This is a genomic window from Streptomyces sp. NPDC101151 (assembly GCF_044768335.1).
Taxonomy (GTDB): Bacteria; Actinomycetota; Actinomycetes; order Streptomycetales; family Streptomycetaceae; genus Streptomyces.
Map to the genome: position 1 here is coordinate 130,207 of NZ_JBIWPP010000009.1, position 18,518 is coordinate 148,724.

Annotated in this window: 16 protein-coding genes and 2 pseudogenes; 9 read left to right on the forward strand and 9 right to left on the reverse strand. The window is 71.5% G+C overall.

The window, feature by feature from the left end; all coding sequences use genetic code 11:
* Positions 1 to 25 precede the first annotated feature (25 nt).
* A complete protein-coding gene (locus ACIRU3_RS19305; protein WP_404057648.1) occupies positions 26 to 430 on the forward strand; it encodes an SCO4225 family membrane protein in 405 nt (134 codons plus the stop codon).
* Between the two features lie 48 nt (positions 431 to 478).
* Here the strand turns inward: ACIRU3_RS19305 and ACIRU3_RS19310 are convergent, their stop codons facing one another.
* From ACIRU3_RS19310 to ACIRU3_RS19325, 4 genes are all read right to left on the reverse strand, one after another.
* Complete coding sequence (locus ACIRU3_RS19310; protein ID WP_404057650.1) at positions 479 to 1,270, reverse strand: CAP domain-containing protein; 792 nt, start codon at positions 1,268 to 1,270, stop codon at positions 479 to 481.
* Positions 1,271 to 1,637: 367 nt separating this feature from the next.
* Positions 1,638 to 4,157 (reverse strand): ATP-binding protein, encoded by a 2,520-nt coding sequence (locus tag ACIRU3_RS19315; RefSeq protein WP_404057652.1) that lies wholly within the window; start codon positions 4,155 to 4,157, stop codon positions 1,638 to 1,640.
* 119 nt (positions 4,158 to 4,276) lie between these two features.
* The gene (locus ACIRU3_RS19320) at positions 4,277 to 5,092 is read right to left on the reverse strand and encodes an intradiol ring-cleavage dioxygenase (RefSeq protein ID WP_404057654.1); all 816 of its coding nucleotides are present in this window, start codon (positions 5,090 to 5,092) and stop codon (positions 4,277 to 4,279) included.
* Between the two features lie 96 nt (positions 5,093 to 5,188).
* Entirely contained in the window at positions 5,189 to 6,259 is a 1,071-nt protein-coding gene (locus tag ACIRU3_RS19325) for an NAD(+)/NADH kinase (protein ID WP_404057656.1), read from the reverse strand.
* 252 nt (positions 6,260 to 6,511) lie between these two features.
* Here ACIRU3_RS19325 and ACIRU3_RS19330 point away from each other — a divergent pair, with 252 nt between their 5' ends.
* Complete coding sequence (locus tag ACIRU3_RS19330) at positions 6,512 to 7,216, forward strand: DUF4232 domain-containing protein (protein WP_404057658.1); 705 nt, start codon at positions 6,512 to 6,514, stop codon at positions 7,214 to 7,216.
* Positions 7,217 to 7,280: 64 nt separating this feature from the next.
* Here ACIRU3_RS19330 and ACIRU3_RS19335 read toward each other — a convergent pair whose 3' ends face one another.
* Positions 7,281 to 8,168 carry a serine hydrolase gene (locus tag ACIRU3_RS19335; protein WP_404057660.1) on the reverse strand — a complete coding sequence of 296 codons (888 nt, stop codon included), beginning with the start codon at positions 8,166 to 8,168 and terminating at the stop codon, positions 7,281 to 7,283.
* Between the two features lie 243 nt (positions 8,169 to 8,411).
* Here ACIRU3_RS19335 and ACIRU3_RS19340 point away from each other — a divergent pair, with 243 nt between their 5' ends.
* Positions 8,412 to 9,863: a purine-cytosine permease family protein gene (locus ACIRU3_RS19340; protein WP_404057661.1), complete on the forward strand. Its 1,452-nt coding sequence runs from the start codon at positions 8,412 to 8,414 to the stop codon at positions 9,861 to 9,863.
* A gap of 48 nt (positions 9,864 to 9,911) precedes the next feature.
* Here the strand turns inward: ACIRU3_RS19340 and ACIRU3_RS19345 are convergent.
* A pseudogene (locus ACIRU3_RS19345) lies at positions 9,912 to 10,076 on the reverse strand (oxidoreductase); the annotation flags it as partial.
* Positions 10,077 to 10,167: 91 nt separating this feature from the next.
* On the opposite strand from ACIRU3_RS19345, the pseudogene ACIRU3_RS19350 reads away from it, so the two are divergent.
* Positions 10,168 to 10,858: pseudogene (locus ACIRU3_RS19350) on the forward strand (LysR substrate-binding domain-containing protein); the annotation flags it as partial.
* A gap of 227 nt (positions 10,859 to 11,085) precedes the next feature.
* On the opposite strand, the gene ACIRU3_RS19355 reads toward ACIRU3_RS19350, so the two are convergent.
* Positions 11,086 to 12,390: an MFS transporter gene (locus ACIRU3_RS19355; protein WP_404057663.1), complete on the reverse strand. Its 1,305-nt coding sequence runs from the start codon at positions 12,388 to 12,390 to the stop codon at positions 11,086 to 11,088.
* Positions 12,391 to 12,447: 57 nt separating this feature from the next.
* Here ACIRU3_RS19355 and ACIRU3_RS19360 point away from each other — a divergent pair, with 57 nt between their 5' ends.
* The 5 genes from ACIRU3_RS19360 to ACIRU3_RS19380 all read left to right on the forward strand — a co-directional run bounded on the left by ACIRU3_RS19360 (position 12,448) and on the right by ACIRU3_RS19380 (position 16,982).
* Positions 12,448 to 13,431: a helix-turn-helix domain-containing protein gene (locus ACIRU3_RS19360; RefSeq protein ID WP_404057665.1), complete on the forward strand. Its 984-nt coding sequence runs from the start codon at positions 12,448 to 12,450 to the stop codon at positions 13,429 to 13,431.
* Between the two features lie 199 nt (positions 13,432 to 13,630).
* Positions 13,631 to 15,268 (forward strand): sigma-70 family RNA polymerase sigma factor, encoded by a 1,638-nt coding sequence (locus tag ACIRU3_RS19365; RefSeq protein WP_404057667.1) that lies wholly within the window; start codon positions 13,631 to 13,633, stop codon positions 15,266 to 15,268.
* Between the two features lie 466 nt (positions 15,269 to 15,734).
* A complete protein-coding gene (locus tag ACIRU3_RS19370) occupies positions 15,735 to 16,022 on the forward strand; it encodes a DUF1905 domain-containing protein (RefSeq protein ID WP_404057668.1) in 288 nt (95 codons plus the stop codon).
* A 93-nt stretch (positions 16,023 to 16,115) separates the two neighbouring features.
* Entirely contained in the window at positions 16,116 to 16,568 is a 453-nt protein-coding gene (locus tag ACIRU3_RS19375) for a MarR family winged helix-turn-helix transcriptional regulator (RefSeq protein ID WP_404057670.1), read from the forward strand.
* 9 nt (positions 16,569 to 16,577) lie between these two features.
* Positions 16,578 to 16,982, forward strand: a complete 405-nt coding sequence (locus ACIRU3_RS19380; protein ID WP_404057672.1) for an SRPBCC family protein — start codon at positions 16,578 to 16,580, stop codon at positions 16,980 to 16,982.
* 33 nt (positions 16,983 to 17,015) lie between these two features.
* Here ACIRU3_RS19380 and ACIRU3_RS19385 read toward each other — a convergent pair whose 3' ends face one another.
* On the reverse strand, positions 17,016 to 17,171 hold the full coding sequence (locus ACIRU3_RS19385) for a DUF6131 family protein (RefSeq protein ID WP_404057674.1): 156 nt from the start codon (positions 17,169 to 17,171) through the stop codon (positions 17,016 to 17,018).
* Positions 17,172 to 17,281: 110 nt separating this feature from the next.
* Positions 17,282 to 18,466, reverse strand: a complete 1,185-nt coding sequence (locus ACIRU3_RS19390; RefSeq protein ID WP_404057676.1) for a PucR family transcriptional regulator — start codon at positions 18,464 to 18,466, stop codon at positions 17,282 to 17,284.
* Positions 18,467 to 18,518: the final 52 nt, after the last annotated feature.

Sequence of the window (18,518 nt, forward strand, 5' to 3'; positions counted from 1 at the left end):
ACTACTGGGGCAGTTGCGCGCGCGAATGCGAGGACGACTGCTCAGGCCGGGGCAGCCGATCCGCGGAATCCCCGGAACCCGGAGACGGTCTCAACAGGTTCGACCTGAACGCGCGCAGCGTTCCTTCACCGCGACGGTGCGCCGCCACCTGCTCGCTCCGGCGGCGCCGAGGTGTCCGGCGGTGGTGTCCGGCGTTCTGGCTCGGGTCGCGGTCGACGGGCTGTTCGTCGAGCGGCAGGACGCCGGCCTCGCCCGTGCGTGGGCGTTCGCGGTCACGGCGCCCGCCTCCTGGCCGTTTCAGGCGCTGCCTGGGCCGCTCCTGTGGGTCGGAGTCCTCGTCGATGCCGTGTTCCAGGCCGCGGTGCTGGGCGCCGCGTATGGCAGGTTCTCCGGCCGCCTCCACCACCGCACCGGACCGAGCGGTGCGTGAGGAGGCGGCCGGAGACTCCCCGGCCGGAGGTTCTCTCGCCGCCGCCGGCTAGCGGGCGGTTCCGAAGTCCTGGGTCCAGTAGCTGTTCGGCTGTGCGAGCCCGACGCCTATCTCCTTGAACCCGCAGTTGAGGATGTTCGCCCGGTGGCCGGGGCTTGACATCCAGCCCGCCATGACCTTCTCGGCCGTGGAGTAGCCGTAGGCGACGTTCTCGCCGTAGCTGCTCCAGCGGTAGCCCGCGCTCGTGATGCGGTCTCCGGGGGAGGATCCGTCGGACCCGGTGTGCGACATGTTCTGGTGGGCTGCCATGTCCTTGCTGTGGGCCTGGGCCGCCTTCGTCAGGGTGGCATCCAGGGTCACGGCCGAGCAACCGACCTTGCTGCGCTCGGCGTTGACGAGCGCCACGATCTGAGCGGCGACCCCGGGCGGCGTCGCGGCGGGCTTCGGGGTGCTCGGCGCTGCCGGAGTCGGGGAGGCGGAGGCGGTTGCCCTGGGAGCGGCGTGCGTCGCGGTCGGCTTCGGCTGGGGCTTCGGTTCGGTGGTCTTCGGAGCGCTCGGCGCGCTCGGTGCGGCGGTCGGAGTCTTCACCGGCGCCGGAGTGGTCTTGCCGCTCGCGGCGCCCCTCCACTGGTGCTTTTGGTGGTTCTTCCAGTGATGACCGTGATGGGCGTGGTGCTGCCGGCCCGTGGCCGCAGGAGTCCGTCCGCCGGCGGCCTGGTTCTCTCCGTTGTCCGGCCAGTCGGCGCAGGCCATGGCGACTGAAGGCACGCCCACGGCACTCAAGACGACGGCGGCAATGACCGTCCGCCGGTAATGCTGCTTCTTGCGATGCTTCGCCATGCGTGACCTCACCGGTAGTCGCCGAGCGCCGTCTGTGTGCGGCCGGCTCTGCGGGACTCCGCTCCTGGACTGCGGAGACTTCCTGTGGGTCGTCATTGTTAGAAGGGCTTGATAGCGAGTGCAAAGTGTCTTCGTACTACCTTGCTTCGTAGTTCTGGACGGCCCTTGCCAAGGACGGGGGAGCGTGCTGGTCCGGTATGAGGGACTTGCGCCGACTGCTGTCGCCCCGTCAGAAACCCCGTGAGTTCACGAGAACGGTCGAAAATGCCGAGCAGGTGGAATGCCGTCACGCCTGAGGCGGCAGATGTCTGCGGCAAGCCGGACAAATCCCATATGTCGAGAGAGCGGTGTCTACTAATCGGCATGACTAGATCTCCGAAGTGGCGTGAGGGATGTCACGGAACCGAAGATTCCGTTTCCCGTCGGCCGCCCACAGGGCGATCTGGGTGCGTGAGCGAAGGCCCAGCTTGTCGCGGACCTTGTCCAGATGGGTGGCGACCGTATGTACCGAAAGCCCGAGTTGTTCGGCTATCTGTCGGTTGGTCAGCCCTTTTGTGACGAGTTCGACGACCATGAACTCCCGCGCGGTCAGCCGGGACCGCTCGTCGTCGCCGCTCTGGAGGGGATCTGCCGTGCCCGGGGTGTGATCGCCGTGCCTCGTCCGCAGCGCGTACGCCACGAGCCGGTCCCCGCGCAGCGCACGTGCGCCGGCGACGGCGGCGTCCCGCGCGGCTGCCGAGAGCCGGGCCCTGGCCCGGTCCGCGGCCTGCTCCAGCGTGCGTCGCCAGGGAGCCTCGGGCTCGGTGTCCAGTCGGCGCCGCTCCCGCACGCTGGCCTCGTACAGCCGCAGGGCCCGCTGCGGATCACCGCTCTCGGCGGCCACGAGGGCCAGGCCCTCGACGGGATACAGCGAGTGGAAACTCGCCCCGGGGGTGATCCGCAGGACTTCGGCGAACAGCGCCTCCGCGCTGTCCAGCCGCCCCAGGGCCAGCCGTACGGCCCCCGCGGTGTGCAGCGCGGCCGCGGTTCGAGGCCAGGGCGCCCGTTCCCTGAGCACCGGCAGGCACCGGGACATGAGCGCGTCGGCCTCCGGCGCCCCGCCCGCCTGGAGCAGTGCCCAGGCCAGGTGGTGGGTGCACCACGCGGTGTCCTGCGGCGTGCCGAGCGAGGCGAGGACGACCAGGCACTCGCGCAGATCCGCGACGGCCTCGGTGAACTCACCACGGCACAACCGCGCCGCCGCCCGGGCATCCAGGGCGTTGGCAAGCCCGGCCGGCTCGCGCCGCAGCCGCTCCCTTCCCACAGCCTGCTCGCCCAGGCGCAGTGCCTCGTACAGCTCGGCCTGCTGGCAGGCCACCCTGGCGGCCAGCGCGGGTGCCTCTCCGCCCGGTGGCGGCCCCTCGGGTCCGTCCAGCAGCCCGGTCAGCAGCGCGCGGGCGGCCGACGGCTGCTCCTGCTGGTAGTGCACACGCGCCAGCTCCAGGGTCAGCCGCGCCCGGGTGTCCGCGTCGTGGCCCAAGGCGCAGGCCAGCACCGAGGCGAGATTGTCCCGTTCCGGCGCCAGCGGGCTGCTCGCCTGGTCGGCGAACACCTCCCCGCGGCCCCGGTCGGCCCCCTCGGTCAGCCAGGCCAGGGCGCGTCGCAGGGTGTCGTGCAGTTCGCCCGATGCGCGCAGGCGTTCCATGGCGTAGACGCGGATGGCGCTCAACTGCCGGAAACGGGTCGGCGCCGTGTCTCCCGGCAGCCGCACGATCAGCGACTTGGCCTCCAGGGCGCACAGAACGCGGAAGACCCGCCCCGGCCCGATGCCGCCGCCGACGCACACCGCGCGCGCCGCGGCCACGTCGAAGCCGCCGACGAGGACCGCAAGACGCCGGAACACCGCCTGCTCCGCCGGATCCAGCAGCCGATGGCTCCAGTCGACGGCGGCGGCCAGCCCGGTGTGGCGCCGGGGGCCCGTTCTGCTTCCACCGGTCAGGAGGTCCAGCTGGGACAGCTGGTCGTCCAGGCCTGCCAGGATGTCACCCGGCGCCAGGGTGCCGGCGTGGCGAGCGGCTAGTTCGACGGCGAGGGTCAGGCCGTCCAGCCGGCGGCAGATCTCGGCGACCACAGGGCCGTTGCCGCGGTGGAGCGAGAACCCGGGCGAGCAGGCCGAGGCGCGTGCGACGAACAGCCGCACGGCATCCGCCCGCAGCAGGGCCGCGACGTCGTCTCCGGCATCGGCCGGCGGCAGGGACAGCTCGCCGACCCGGAACACGGTCTCTCCGGGTACCCGCAGAGCCTCCCGACCGGTGGCCAGGATCCGCAGCCGAGGGCAGTGGCTCAGCAGGGTCGCGACCAGCAGGGCGCACGGCTCGGCCAGATGCTCACAGTTGTCCAGAATCAGCAGCCGAGAGGCGTCACCGATCGCACGGACCAGAGCGTCGACCCCGGTCCGTCCCGCTCGTTCGCCCACACCCAGCGAGGCGGCCACGGACTGGGCCAGCCGGGTGCCGTCCCGCAGCGAGTCGAGTTCCACGAGATCGACTCGGCGATGGCGGGGCGGTAATCGCCTGGCGAACTCCAGCGCCAGCCGTGTCTTGCCCACACCGCCTGCGCCGGTCAGCGTGAGCAGGCGCGTACCCCTCAGCAGGGCGCGCAGACGCGACAGCTCCTGCTGCCGGCCGACGAAGGAGTCGAGCGCCGACGGCAGCAGGAGGCCATGGGCGGACGCGGCCGGTGGCGCGGCGGACGCGGCCCCCTGCGCCGGGCGGGCCTTTCGTGCCGCCAGCCGCTGCCTGAGCGCCCGTTGCCTGCAAGCGTTGGAACAGTACCGAGCCGGCCGACCGCCGTGCGGTCTCGTGATCAGCGCAGCACCGCATACCTCACACGTTCGACTCCGGCTCATCCCCGTTTTCTGGCCGCCCGTCCCCAGGACGAAACCATCGCCTTCAACCAGGTGCGCTCGTTGCCGGGAGCGGCAGCCGGAAGCCCTGCGGGGGACCGGCTGCCGTTCCCGGACGGGGGTCAGGGTGTGGCTGCGGGGTCGATCCCGAGTACGACGGTCCCGGTCACCCCCTTTCCCAGATCGCTGCCCGCCTGGGTGAGGGTCAGCAGCGTCGAGGACCCGCCGTTGCGGTAGATGCCGTCCCTCGCGTTGAGCGTGCGGGTGGCCGTGTTGTTCCGGTAGGGGGAGAGGGCGGCGACCCTGGTGTTGTACGTCTCGGGGAAGTAGAGCTGGCCCGTGTGGGACACATGGCCTCCGTGGTACGTCCCGTTGGACACGGTTCCGCCCGCGTGCGTCTTGACGTGGATGTGAAGTGCCCGGCCGACGTACCAGCCGGGGTAGATGGTGGTGAACTCCGCGACGCCGGTGGAGTCGGTCAGCTGCACACCGCGCAGAAAGGTCGTGTCAGGGGTGGAACCGCCGGCGACGTACCCGGAGTAGACCCCGAGCGCGTCGCACTGCCAGATGTCGACCGCCGTGTTGGGCAGCGGGGCGCAGGTGGTGCTGTTCGTCACCGTGACACGGAGGGTGAGCGGAACGCCGGCCCTGCCCTCGGTGATGTTCTTGCGGACCGTCTCCAGGTCCAGGTAGTAGGGCCCCTCGGTCTGCTCGGGCGTGAGAACGCAGGCGGCGGCGAGCCGCGGCGCGGACCGGTCCGCGCTGTGGGGGGCTGCGGCGGCCGCCGCCTGTGTGGCGGCGATACCCAGTGCGGCCACGCCGAGGGTGGCGCCGCCCAGGGTGGCTATGACGGATCTGCGGGTGGTACCGGGCGGACCGTCGGCAGGCTCGGGGGTGCGCCGCGACTCCGCGGCGTTGTGGTGGGGGGTGTCGGTCATGCTGCGACGATGGCGCGTGCGCAGGCCCGTGGGATCGCACGGACGACCGATGACATCGGGCGCGTTACGAAACCCCGGACGCTCATCCGGCGGACCTCAGGCAAGTCGTGGCGCGTCGGGAGCGGTGGGAAGCGCGAGGTGCGCGAGGTCGCCCGGCGGGGGTGTGGTCACCGGCCACAGCGGAGCGGCGACCCCGTCGGCGAGCGCGGCCGGCGCGTCGGTGAGGTTCATGCGCTCGCGCAGGCGGCCGTAGAAGTCCATGGGGCCCAGCCGCACCGCCTTGAGCCGGCGGGGAGCGGCGTACACGCCGATCCAGTCCCCCGGGTTGAGTACACCGCGAACCTGGCCGTCGATGCTGACGGCGGCCTGGCCGGAACGTTCCAGGACCCGCAGGGCGATGGGCTCGTCGGGGGCGGCCACCACCGAGCGGTTGAACGTCATGTGCGGGGCGACCGGCGTGAAGATGAGGCCTTCGGCACGGGGTGAGACGACCGGACCACCGGCGGCGAAGCTGTACGCGGTCGAACCCGTGGGCGTGGCCACCAGCAGCGCGTCGGCGGAGTACGACGCGAGGAGCCGGCCTGCCAGATAGACGCCGACCGACACCTGCCGGTCCCTGGCCAGCTTCTCCAGGACGACGTCGTTCAGCGCGGTGACGTTCAGGGCGATGCCCCAGTCGTCACCGGCCTCGCACTCCCTGCGTACGCGGGGCGGCGGCAGGAGCGGTCCACGGCCGTACCGCACCAGCGCCTCCATGTGCTCCGGCACCTCCAGCCGGCACGACGACCGCAGGGTGAGCAGCATCCGGCTCTCGACGGTGATCCGCTCCTCGCGCACGGCGTCCAGCGCCGTGCGCACCGCGGCGGCGGGGACCTCCGTCAGGAAGCCCACCCGTCCGAGGTCGACGCCGAGGACCAGGGCGTCGTTCTCGGCCGCCAGCCGGGCGCCGCGCAGGAAGGTCCCGTCGCCGCCCAGGGTGACGATGACATCCGGATCGTGCGCGGAGTCGATCTCCTCCCGGGCGCTGTGCCGCTCGCCCTCCTGCCACACATCGATGTCCGCGCATCCCACGGCATGCTCGGCACACCACTCGCGCACGTCGCTCGCGGCCGCCACGGCCTCCGCCCGTCCGCCGTGAACGACCAGGCCGATCCGGTTCACCGTCATACCCGCCTCCAACCGGCTCGCACAGAGAGCCATCCTCACCAGCGACCCGGCCCCCACCTCACACGCCACGCCGCCGGAGGTCCCCCGCCCGGCCCCCGCCCCCTGGGCTTCCGTGCCGATCCGGCCCGGTTCCTGTCACTGGCATGTCACAGGTGATCCATGGCGGAACCCCTGGTCAGATGGTCCTGTCTGTGTCCGTGAGCACCGGCTCGGAGCCGGTCCGTCTGAGCACTTCGGAAATCGGGGGACCCCATGCAGCACCGCAACACCATCCGCGTCACCGCGTCGGCGACGGCCGCGATCGCGGCAGCCCTGTCGCTGTCGGCGTGCCAGTCGAGTGGCGGCGATCCCGCGGCCGAGTCGCCGTCCCGGACCCCGGCCACGGCGCCGGCTTCTCCCACGGCCTCCTCGCCCACGAGCCCTGCCACCGGGACCTCGCGGCCCTCCGGCGCCGCCACCGCGACCCCTTCGGGTGCCGCCTCCTCACCGGCTTCCCACGCGTCGGCAGGCACGGTGCCGGCCTGTGCGGCCACGGCCGTGAAGGCGACGGCGTACCAGGCTGCCGACCGTCCGGTCGGCACCGGCACGGGAGCGGCGATCGTCGAGTTCAGCAACGTCTCCGGCAAGGCGTGCGCTCTGCGCGGCCACCCGTCGGTGGCGGGTGCGGGCAACGGCTCCCCCGAGCACAACAGCCCGCTGTCGGTGACCCCCAGCGGCTCCGCGTCGAGCGTGACGGTCGCGCCGGGCGGCAAGGCGTGGGTCAAGCTGACCTTCGTCCAGGTGCAGGGCGAGGGCGACGGCTACTGCGAGTCCGGTGCGAAGCCCGCTGTGTACCCGACGCTCGTCGTCGGCCTGCCCGGGGCGGGGGCCCACCAGGTCGCCCTCTCCGACGGGGAGTTCGCCGAGTGCGACAACAAGGTCACCGTGACCGCGGTCACGGCGGCGAAGCCTTCCTGACTCCTGCTGCGTGCGGGGACAGCCCTCGGCGCGAGCCGGGGGCGGCGCCCCTGACGCGGACCCGTCAGTGGGCCGTCGCCGAGGAGACGGCGGCCCGGGCCGCCCGTTCCACCAGTGCGACGCCGTCCTTCATCGAGGTGCTGCCGTCCGAGAGGACCGCGACGAGGTAGTGATGTCCGCCGGCTGTGATCCGGCCGACGCTGTTGACGTCCCACAGGCCGGTCGTGTTGCGCTGCAGCCAGCCGTTCTTCAGCGCCCATCCGGAGTCGGCGGCGGCCGAGACGCCCCAGGACTGGTCCGCTGCGATGTGGCTCATCAGCGTGCGGAGACAGGTGCGGGACGTGTCGTTGAGCGCCGACGCGGAGCCCGCCTTCTGGTTCGGCACGGTGTCGAACACCGTGCGCAGCAGCCGTATCTGGTCGCTGGCCGTGGTCCGGGTAAGCCCCCACTTGGCGCCGGGGCCACCCTTGGTGGAGGTCAGCCCCAGCCGCTTGTTCGCCGCCTGCAGACCCGAGGCCAGGCCGATGCGCCGCCAGAGGGCGTTGGCCGCCTTGTTGTCGCTGCGCTCGATCATCGCCTTCGCCTGGGCGCGCTCGCCGGCGGTCAGGGCGTGCCCGGAGTCCTGCGCCCGCAGCAGCATCGCGGCGAGGATGTCGACCTTGATGATGCTCGCCGTGTCGTACGGGGCGTCGGCGCCGTACACGGCGGGCTTCCGGCCCGTGCCGTCCAGATCGAGCACCGCGGCCGTCACGCGGGCCTTGCCCCGCGCCTGCACCGACGCGGGGAAATCGGCCGGGGTGGAGCCGGACCGCGTCGACGTGGTGGCCGCGGCGGCCGTGACCGGGCCGGTCGCACCGCCCGCGAGCAGCGCAGCCACCGTGGCCGCGAGCACGCCACCGGCGGCCGCACGTGTGCCTCGGGGGTGCGACAAGGAGCGGATTCGGTGCGCCATGGTGAGGCCTCGGCAGTTCGGGGGCAGGGACACAGGACTGCGAACGTAAACAAAACACCCGATCCGCGAAGTGACCGCTGCCACGGCTGGGCCCTTTTCGGCATGAATTGTGAGCAGAACAACAGCAGGGGCAGGGAACCGAACGTGACCGGTCATCACATGGTGTGATCGACGGATCGGCTTGCTCGCGTGATGTGCAGGGAAGGGAGTGACCAGAGAGGCGGACCGGGCTCGGGAGGCGTCATGAGCACATCAGCGGAGCCGAGGGTGTCGGGCCTGGAGGTCCGGTCCATCGACTACGTCCCCCTGGACGAGCGGCACGGCAAGCTCTGGCATCTGGGTCCGCTGTGGTTCATGTCCAACGCCCAGATCGCCACCCTGGCGGTGGGGCTGATCAGCATCACCGAGGGCGGCAACCTCATCTGGTCGCTGCTGGCCATCGTCGCCGGCACTCTGATCGGCACCTTCTTCATGGCCTTCCACTCGGCCCAGGGGCCCCAGCTGGGCCTGCCGCAGATGATCCAGTCGCGCCCCCAGTTCGGCTATGTCGGCGCCCTCCTGGTGTGGCTGTTCGCCTATGTGCAGTACGCGGGATTCAACGTCTTCAACAGCGTCCTCGCCGCCGACGCCCTCCACACCACCCTGCACGGCAGCATCAAGCTGTGGGTGGTCGTGGTCACCGCGGTCGCGCTCGTCATCGCGCTGGTGGGCTACGACATCATCCACAAGGCCGAGCGGGTCCTGACATACGCCTTCCTCGTCATCTTCGGGATCTTCACCGTCGGGATCCTGGTCACCCTGCACTACCCGGCGGGCTCCTTCGACCTCGGCGCCTTCAAGTGGACCCCGTTCCTGGCCCAGTTCGGCGTGGTCGCCGGCTACCAGATCAGCTGGGCCATCTACGTCTCGGACTACTCGCGCTACCTGCCGCCCGGCGTGACGGTCCGCAAGACCTTCTACTGGACGTACTTCGGGTCCGCGCTCGGCGGTATCTGGCTGATGGTGCTCGGCACACTGCTGGCCGCCTGGGCCGGCAAGGACTTCGAGACGATCGCGTCGATCAACGCCGCCGGCGACAAGGTGTTCGACGGATTCGGCGTGATCGTGCTGCTCTTCGCCGCCCTGGGCCTGATCTCCGTCACCGCGCTGAACATGTACGGCGGTTCACTGACCCTCATCAGCGCCATCGACTCGTTCAAGCGGGTGCACCCGACGCTCGGCGTACGGCTGCTGACCATCGGGCTGACCGCGGCGCTCTCCCTGGTCGGAGCCCTGGCCGCGACCTCCAACTTCCTTGAGAACTTCAATAACTTCCTGCTGCTGGTGCTCTACCTGTTCATCCCGTGGACCTCCGTGAACCTCATGGACTACTACGTCGTACGCCGCGGGCACTACGCCATCGCCGAGATCTTCAACCCGAACGGCATCTACGGTCGCTGGGGCTGGCACGGCATCATCGCGTACGTGGTCGGCTTCGCCGTCATGATCCCGTTCTTCTCCGTCGGCACCCTGTACGTCGGCCCCGCCGCCGAGGCGCTCGGCGGAGCCGACATCGCTCTGTTCGTCGGTCTGCCGGTCTCCGCGTTGCTGTACTGGTGGCTGACACGCACGATCGACGTGGAGGCCGAGACGCGCGTGGCGGAGGCGGAGGCGGAGGCGCTGGAGAAGGCGGCACACGAGCACCGCGAGCCCTGAGGCGGCCAGGGAGCGTGCCCTGCGCGACAAGGGGAACGACCGGGCTCCTCAGGCGGCGGTGAGCAGCTCCTGCGGCAGTTCCCACAGACGCCGGGCGTTGTCCGGGTCGACGGTGTAGCGGGCCACGCCGTCGAGCGTGCCGGAGCGGCGGTCGACGACCACGGTCTCGTTGCAGTCGACGAAGAAGCGGCCGCCGATGCCGTCGAGGAGGGGGAGGAGCCGCCAGTGACCACCGCACGGCGGCCGGTCAGATCGACTCCCTCGGCGACCTCCGCGGCTGTGCCGAAAAACCGAACGGGGTGGTGATGAACTGTCCGGCCTTCCGGGGCAGGGCGGGACGGTCCGGCTCGGCCGGTTCCCGACCGCCGGTGCGACTCTGGTGCCCAGGGCCCTGACCGCCCTGCGCGCCACCGATCCCGGTCTGCACGTCATCGGCCGGGAGGGCGGCACCCCCGCCCTGGTACGCGCTCTGCGCGCCGGCAGCCTGGACCTCGCCCTGCTGGCGTCCGCGCCACCCTTCCGTCCGCCGGACCTCGAGTCGCCCCCGCTGGTGGTGGGGACGCTCACCGAACGCGCGCTGTGTCTCGCGGTGCCCGCTTCGCACCCGCTCGCCCGCGGCGACTTCGTCGACGTGGCAGATCTGCGCGGGCAGCGCTGGAGCGGGGGCTCCTCCTCGGGAGAGGACCGGCTGATGGGGGTCTGGCCCGGCCTCGACGAGCGGCCAGAGATCACGCACACGGCCCGTGACTGGCTGGCCAAGCTCCACCTCGTCGCCGCCGGGTGCGGACTGACCACCGCGCCCGCCTCCCTCGCCTCTGCCGCACCCCCCCGGTGTCCGCATCCTGCCGGTCCGCGGCGGCCCCCAGGAACAGCGCCGCGTGCTGCCGGCCCGCCTGCCGCATCCGCCGGCCGAAGCGGAAGCCCGCGTGGCAACAGCCCTGCGCACCGCTGCCCTTGACATCGACACCCCGGACCGGACCCAGCCGCCCCCGTGAGGGCGGGGCCCGGCCCGCCCGGTTCGGTCCCCTGACGCTTCGATCAGCTGCGTCAGGTCGTTTCGCCGCGCCAGGTGTCTGTGGGGTTGGCCGGTCGCAGTGCGGGGCTGGAGCGGCTTGAACGACGGCGAGAGGTCGCATCAGACCGTTTCCCCTCGGCAGGTATCTGCAGGGTGAGCCGGTCGCAGCGCGCGGCCGGACCGTTCGAACGACGGCGAGGGGTGGCGTCAGGCCGTTTCGCCCCGCCAGGCTCCGTCGCGCTGGGCCCAGCGCACGGCCGGGGCAACGGCGAGCCCGGCCACGGCGAACACCACGCCGAGCACCGCCCAGCCGAGCGTGCCGTGGGCGATCGCGGTGACCGTGACCAGCGCTGGTCCCGCCATCATCCCCGCCGACATGCCGGCGCCGAACACTCCCTGGTAGACGCCGTGTGCGCGGGCGTCGGCGAGTTCGTAGCCGAGGGTCCAGCCGCCGGCCGCCGAGAGCACCTCCGCGAAGACCTGCACCACCGCCCCGACGCTCAGCAGCACCACCGCCCACACGGGGGAGAGGCCCGCTGACAGGGCGTAGGTGGCGCAGGCAGCCGCCAGCAACAGCCCCGCCCAGCCCAGCGCCCGTACCGCGCTGGGCACTTGGGAGGCGCGGCGGGCGACCCGCACCTGAAGGAGCGCCACCAGCGCGCAGTTGAGGATCATCAGCAGGGCAGCCGTCCAGCGCGGTGCCTCGGTCCGCTCGACGATCCACAGGGGCATCCCGACCTCGGCCAGCGTGTACTGCACGACCAGCACGGCGTTGAGCACGGTCACCGTCAGGAAGGGCAGGTCGCGCACCGCCCGCCAGCGGTCGGCGGCCGGGGCGCCTGCGTCCAGGACCACGCGCTCACGCACATGCGGCGCCAGCGGCAACCGCGGCACCAGCAGCGCGGGACCCGCGAAGGACAGCGCGTTCAGGGCGATCACCGTCATGTACGCGCCCCGCGTGTCGAGTTGCAGGGCGACCGCGCCCAGCGCGCCTCCGAAGCCCATCGCGACGTTCGTCACCATCCGCAGATACGCCCGCGCCTCCACCCGCGTCGCCGCCGGCAGCACGTCGGCGTACAGCGCGCCCTGCACACCACGGCTCGACGTCTGCAACGTCGTCGCGCAGATCACCGCGACGAGGAATCCGGCGTAGGAGTGGACCAGGGTGTACGCGGCCGTGGCAATTCCCGTGCCGCCCCACAGCAGAGCCGCGACCCGCCGCGCGCCCCACCGGTCCGCGGCCCGCCCGGCGGGTACTCCGGCGACGACACCCACCAGGCCCGCGACCGTCAGCCCCACTCCGACCGCGGTCGCGTCCAGGCCGACGATGCGCGTGAAATACAGGACGCCGAGCGGGAAGTACAGCCCGTTGCCCAGGGAGTTGACGGCGGTCAGGAGGGTGGCGAGGCGCAGTACGGGGTCGGCCGGCAGCAGCCCGCCCGCACGGGTGGCGCGGCCGGCCCCGGGACTGCGGTGCTGGTCGGGGGCGGATGAAGTGGGTGTCGTGGTCATGACCGACAGCCAACCCGGTATCCACCGCTGTCCGACAATCATTTAGCGTTCCACTCAATGATCGAGTTCCGCTTCGCCGTCGGCGACCTCGCCACCACCTCCTTCGCCTACTCCCCGCTGCAGGAGGCGGTGTTCTCACTGCGCTGCCTGCACGACCCGGCCCGGTACCCGCACCACCGGCCGTGGCTGCGCCGCATCCGCCCGCACCTGGAGACGCTCGACCGCGACCTGCTCAGCGCCCTGATCGCCCCCTGGCTGTGGGTGCCCGACTTCCTCACTCCGCGTCCGGCCCGCGCCCGCCCCGTCTTCGCCGAGGAACTCGACGAGGTCCGCCGCACCCCGCCGGACGTCGTCGTCGCCGACTTCCACGCCACCTACCGCACGAAGGAGGCCCTTCCGCCGGTCCTCAGGCGAGGCCTGGCCGAGCCCGAAGTCCTCCTCACCCGACTCACGGACGCCGTGGACGCCTACTGGCGCACCTGCCTCAGCGACAGCTGGTGGCCGCGCGTGCAGAGCATCCTGGAGGCCGATCTCGCCCATCAGGCACGGGTGCTGGCGGAGCAAGGGGCGGCGGCGCTCTTCGTCGGGCTCGACACCCGACTCGTGTGGACCGGTGAGCAACTGCGGCTGACCCGCACCGGCGACACGGCTCCCTGGCCACCGGCCGACATCCGCATCGCCGGGCGCGGCCTGGTGCTGATGCCGACGCTCTTCGCCCGCGGCGCCCAGACGGTGATCGACCCGTCGCGCCCACCGGTGCTCATCTATCCGGCCCGTGGCCGCGCCACCCTGTCCGAGGCACCGCCGCCGGTGACCGACCGTGCCCTGGTGCGACTTCTCGGCCGCCCCCGCGCCCGCCTGCTCGGCCTCCTCGCCGAACCCGCCTCCACCACCGAACTCGCCCACCGTCTGGACGTCACCCCCGGCGCGGTCAGCCAGCACCTGGCGATCCTCTACGACGCGGGCCTGCTCAGCCGCACCCGCAGCGGTCGCACCGTCTGGTACGTGCGCACGGCTCTGGGGGACGAACTGTGCCGTTAGGACCTGTACGCCAGGTAACCGAACTCCCGGGCGTACGCCCCGTTGTGCGCCACCTGTGACGTGTCCCATTGCGAGGGCGGGGCCGGTGCGGCCAGTCTCTCGTCGAACGAATCTCCGAAGAACTGTTATCGGGGGCTTGCCGAGCGGTCCCCCAGATATCGGACAGCACCGTTCGGCATCGAGGACAGGGAAGCGATTGATGAGTACACAGCACACGGTGGAGGCGGCGGCGTTGGTGACCGCCGCCCGCGCGGGTGATCCGCAGGCCCAGGACGCCCTGGTCAGCGCGTATCTCCCGCTGGTCTACAACATCGTGGGGCGTGCTTTGAACGGCTCGGTCGATGTCGACGACGTGGTGCAGGAGACCATGCTCCGTGCCCTGGACGCGCTGGGAGGTCTGCGTACCCCCGAGAGCTTCCGCTCCTGGCTCGTGGCGATCGCGATGAACCAGGTCCGGACCCACTGGCAGGACCGGCAGGTCGCGCCCGGCGGTGTCGAGGAGGCCGAGGACCTCGCGGATCCGGGAGCGGACTTCGTGGACCTGACCATGGTGCAGCTCCAACTGTCCGGCCAGCGCCAGGAGACCGCCCGGGCAACCCGCTGGCTGGAGCCGGACGATCGAGGACTGCTGTCGCTGTGGTGGCTGGAGTGCGCCGGCGAGCTGACCCGCGCCGAGGTCGCGGCGGCCCTGGAGATGTCGCCACAGCACACGGCGGTACGGGTGCAGCGGATGAAGGCGCAGCTGGAGGCTGCCCGTGTGGTGGTGCGGGCGCTCGACTCGCGACCGCTGTGCGAGGAACTGCGGGGCGTACTGGCCGCCTGGGACGGTCGGCCCTCAACGCTGTGGCGCAAGCGAATAGCCCGGCACGCCCGCGGCTGCGTGCGTTGCTCCGGCCTGTGGAGCGGACTCATGCCGGCGGAGGGACTGCTGGCCGGCCTGGCGCTGGTCGCGGTGTCGACCGGGCTGCTGGCGACGCTGGGGAACGGCCCGGGCGGGATGGCCATGGCCGGTTCGGCGTCCCGGCTCGACGCATCCGACGACCGTGCCGAAGCGGGCCCGGCGGCCGGGCACCGCGCGTCGCGCGGCCGCACGCCCTCCCGGGGCGAGGCCCGCAGGCGTCGGCGGATCCGACGCCGGGCCGTCGGTGGCGCCGTCGTCGCGGCCTGCGTCGCGGGCGGCGGCATCTGGTACTTCGGTGCGGACCCCGGCACGGGGAACGAAGGGGCGACCGCGGCGCGGCCCGCCGGCGATCCCGTCGTCGACCTCTCCGCACCCCGTGCCGTCGAGACCTCGCCGTCGGCGTCGGCCACCGCGACACCGTCCGCGTCGCCTTCCAAGAAGGCGAGCCCAGCGAAGGAGACCTCCAAACCCGCGAAGAAGAGCACACCGGCTCCCAGCCGGTCGGTACGCCCCCCGCTGACCGCGCCCAGTACACAGGCGCAGTCGAGTCCCTCGGACACGGTGACGCAGGTGGTCGCCCTGGTGAACAAGGAGCGGGCGGCCGCGGGATGCGGGCCGCTCTCGGAGAACGCGCAGCTGGAGAAGGCCGCACAGGACCACTCCGACGACATGGCCGCCCGGAACTTCTTCGAGCACACCAACCCGGACGGTGCAGACCCCGGGCAGCGCATCACCGCCGCCGGATACCGCTGGTCCACGTACGGCGAGAACATCGCCAAGGGCCAGCAGACGCCTCAGGCCGTGATGGACTCCTGGATGAACAGCCCCGGCCACCGCGCCAACATCCTCAACTGCTCGTTCAAGGAGATCGGCGTGGGCGTCCACCGAGGGTCGGGCGGCCCGTGGTGGACACAGGACTTCGGCGCCAAGCTCTGACCCGAACCCTACGAGGGGCGGCGCTCGAACGGGGCGGGCCTGGGACCGGCCGGCTCAAGTCGCCGACTGCCGCACTGACCCGCGCCCTTCCCCTCGCCCATAACGGTTGTAGCCGCACCGCGCCGCGCCCTACGCTCGGCGCATGGACCCCGTCGTGCTCGCCTGCGGCGTCGTCCCCACCGGTCTGCACCCGGCTCTGGCGCGACTGGAGGCGAAGTCCCCGCAGAGCGCGTCCCGCGGCTGAGGTCCAGTCGGCTGCGTACGCGCCGTCGCCGCAACCGGGGACGACGGCACCGCCCCACCTCGACGGGCCGAGCAGTGCACACCGAGACCGAGCCGCGTCCCGGCTGACCTGGCGCAGCTGCCTGGAGCCGGCCAACTGATACACGGCCAGGGCACGTTGAGGTCGAGGACGTCGCCTGTACGCTGGGCCGACCTGCGCTCCTCGAGGAACGGGACCGACCGCATGGAACTCTCCTTCACCGGCCGTGTGATCGAATGGCGAGGGCCGTCTCCCTACTACTTCGTCGCCGTGCCGGACGAGGAGACCGCCGACATCCGCGAGGTGGCGGCGATGGCCACGTACGGCTGGGGCGTGATTCCGGTCGAGGCCAGGATCGGTGCGACCGTCTTCACGACGTCGCTCTTCCCGAAGGCCGGGTCCTATCTGCTGCCGCTGAAGAACGCCGTGCGCAAGCCGGAGGGCCTCGCGGAGGGCGACGACGTGGGTGTGGAGATCACCGTGCGGCTGTAGGACCCGCCTGATATATCGGGTGCCGGCGGCTGCTCTTTTTCACGCGTTCACGATTGCCTTGACAATGATTGCCGGGGCAATCATCATGGAGATGTGACTACGACACACGGACTGCACGACCACCTCGGCTACTGGCTGCGACGGCTCTCCGACGAGGTCCACGCCCGCTTCGAAGCCGAGATCGGCCGGCACGGCGTCACCGCCTCCCAGTGGGGGGTGATGGCGAGCGTGTTCCATGGTCACACCACCACCAAGGCGGTGGCCCAGCACATGGCCATCGACCCCGGAGCCGTCTCCCGGCTCGTGGACCGCCTGGCCGCCAAGGGCCTCGTCCGCCGCGAGCCCGATCCGGCCTCCCGCCGCACCGTGCTACTCGTTCTCACGGACGAGGGCCGCACCCTGGTCCCCGTCCTCGCCGACCTGGCCGACCGGAACGACGCCCACTTCTTCGGCTCGCTGGAGACCACACAGCGAAGCCAGCTGGAGATGTGGATCCGGGACCTTGTCGGCGAACCCCACCCCGCACCACCCGACCGGACTCCCTGAGGAGCGATCATGACCGCCCGTTCCGTCACCAAGACCGTGACCATCGACTGCCCCGTCGACGAGGTCTTCGCCTTCCTGGCCGACCCCGCCAACTGGCCGAAGTGGGCCGTGGTCAACGTCAAGTCCATCGAGCCCACCGGCGACCCCGACTGGTGGGCCATGTCGACCCCGGTGGGCCCCGCGAAACTCCGGCTTCGCGCCGACGCCGCTTTCGGCATCCTTGACCACGACTTTCGGGACGACACCGCGTCCTGGAGCGTCCCCGCCCGCGTCGTGCCCAACGGTGACGGCACCGAGTTCATGATCACCTTCTATCAGCCGCCGACCTTCGGCGACCAGTTCTTCGACGAGCAGATCGCCCTGGTCGACACCGAGCTGTCCACCCTCAGGACGATCCTGGAAACCAAGGCGTGACCCCCACGTCCGATCATCCGGCCTTTTCGACGGTCACCAATAGTTGCGTCGGCCGGCGACCGCGTGCCCCATGGAGCCCATGATCCACAGGACCGCGCCGACCACCACGAGGATGATGCCGAGGGTCCACAGGATCGAAATGCCGGTGAGGAAGCCGACGATGAGCAGGATGATGCCGAGAGCAAGCATGGTGTGCCTCCTGTCGTAGGAGCATTTCTGCTGTTCGAGTGCCCCGAATCGGCCAGTTATCCCATCAGCGGCTCCAAAACGTTCGAGGGCACTCCAGCCGTGTCCCGCGATCAGCGGCCAGGGCTGTCCGGCCGCGGCACGAGCCGCAGCGCGTGCAGGGCGGTACCGAGGTCCGCGAGGGCGGCCGGGTCGGAGAGCGAACGCCCCGTCAGCTTCTCGATCCGCCGCAGCCGGTAGCGCACGGTGTTCGGGTGGATGAAGAGCCGGTCCGCCGTCTCGGCGGCGACGCCACCGGCCGTGAACCAGTGCCCGAGCGTCTGCAGCAGCCGGGCCCGCTCGGGCGCCGGCAGTTCCAGGACCGGTCCCAGGACCACCTCGACCAAGCGCGTGGCCTCGGCAGGGGCGGCGGCGACCAGCATGGCGAGGGGACTGTCGTCGAAGCGGGCCACGCCCGGCCCGTCGCCCGGCAGCCCGGCCAGCGCCAGCCGGGCGAAGCGCAGCGCCTCCGGCGTATCGCGCAGCGAGTCGAACCGCGGACTGACCCCGACCCGTGCCTGACGGTCCCCCAGCGCCCGACCGCTCACCCTCTCGGCGTCGGGATGGGCCAGCGAGAGCAGCCCGATCTGCTCGCCGGGCAGCAGTCGCCAGGCCGACGGCACACCGGTCTGGCGCAGGGCAGCCTCGATGCCGGGCAACGGCTCCGTGCCCGGATCCGGCACGGAGGCGGCCACGACCGAGTAGGGTCCCCGCTCCGGAAGGCCGAGTTGCCGTGCCGTCTCCCACAGTGTCGTCCGGTCCGCGAGGGCGCCCGTGAACAGGGCCTCGGCCAGCGCCGAGCGGCGCGCCTCGCGTTGGAGGGCCAGCTCGGCGCTGGCCTCGCGGTAGGCCGCAGCGACGGCCTCCGCGTAGCAGCCGAACTGCGCCCAGATCTCCGACGACCCCGCCACCAGGTGGGCATCCGTGACCTCCGGATGCCGCTGGGCCTCTTCGACCATCTGCGCCCACAGGTACCCGAAGCCGATCCGGTAGGCGTGCAGCGTGTCCGCGAGGGGCACTCCCTGCTCCGCCCGGAGGCGACCGGTCTCCTCGGCGGGCCGCACATCGGGCTCCGCATCGATCGCGAAACGCCCCAGCAGCTGGTCGGCGTTGGCCGTGCAGGACGTTCGCAGCGACGCGAAGGGGATCAGCGACTCGTCGGCGTAGGACTCGACCTCCGCACAGATGCGCTGCGCCATCCGCTCACCCAGTTCCGGCAGGCGTTCCCGCAAGGCCGCGCTCACATCCGAGAGACTCATCTCTGCAGCGTACGGCGGCCTCTTTGTCTCCAGGAACAATCCACGGACCCGT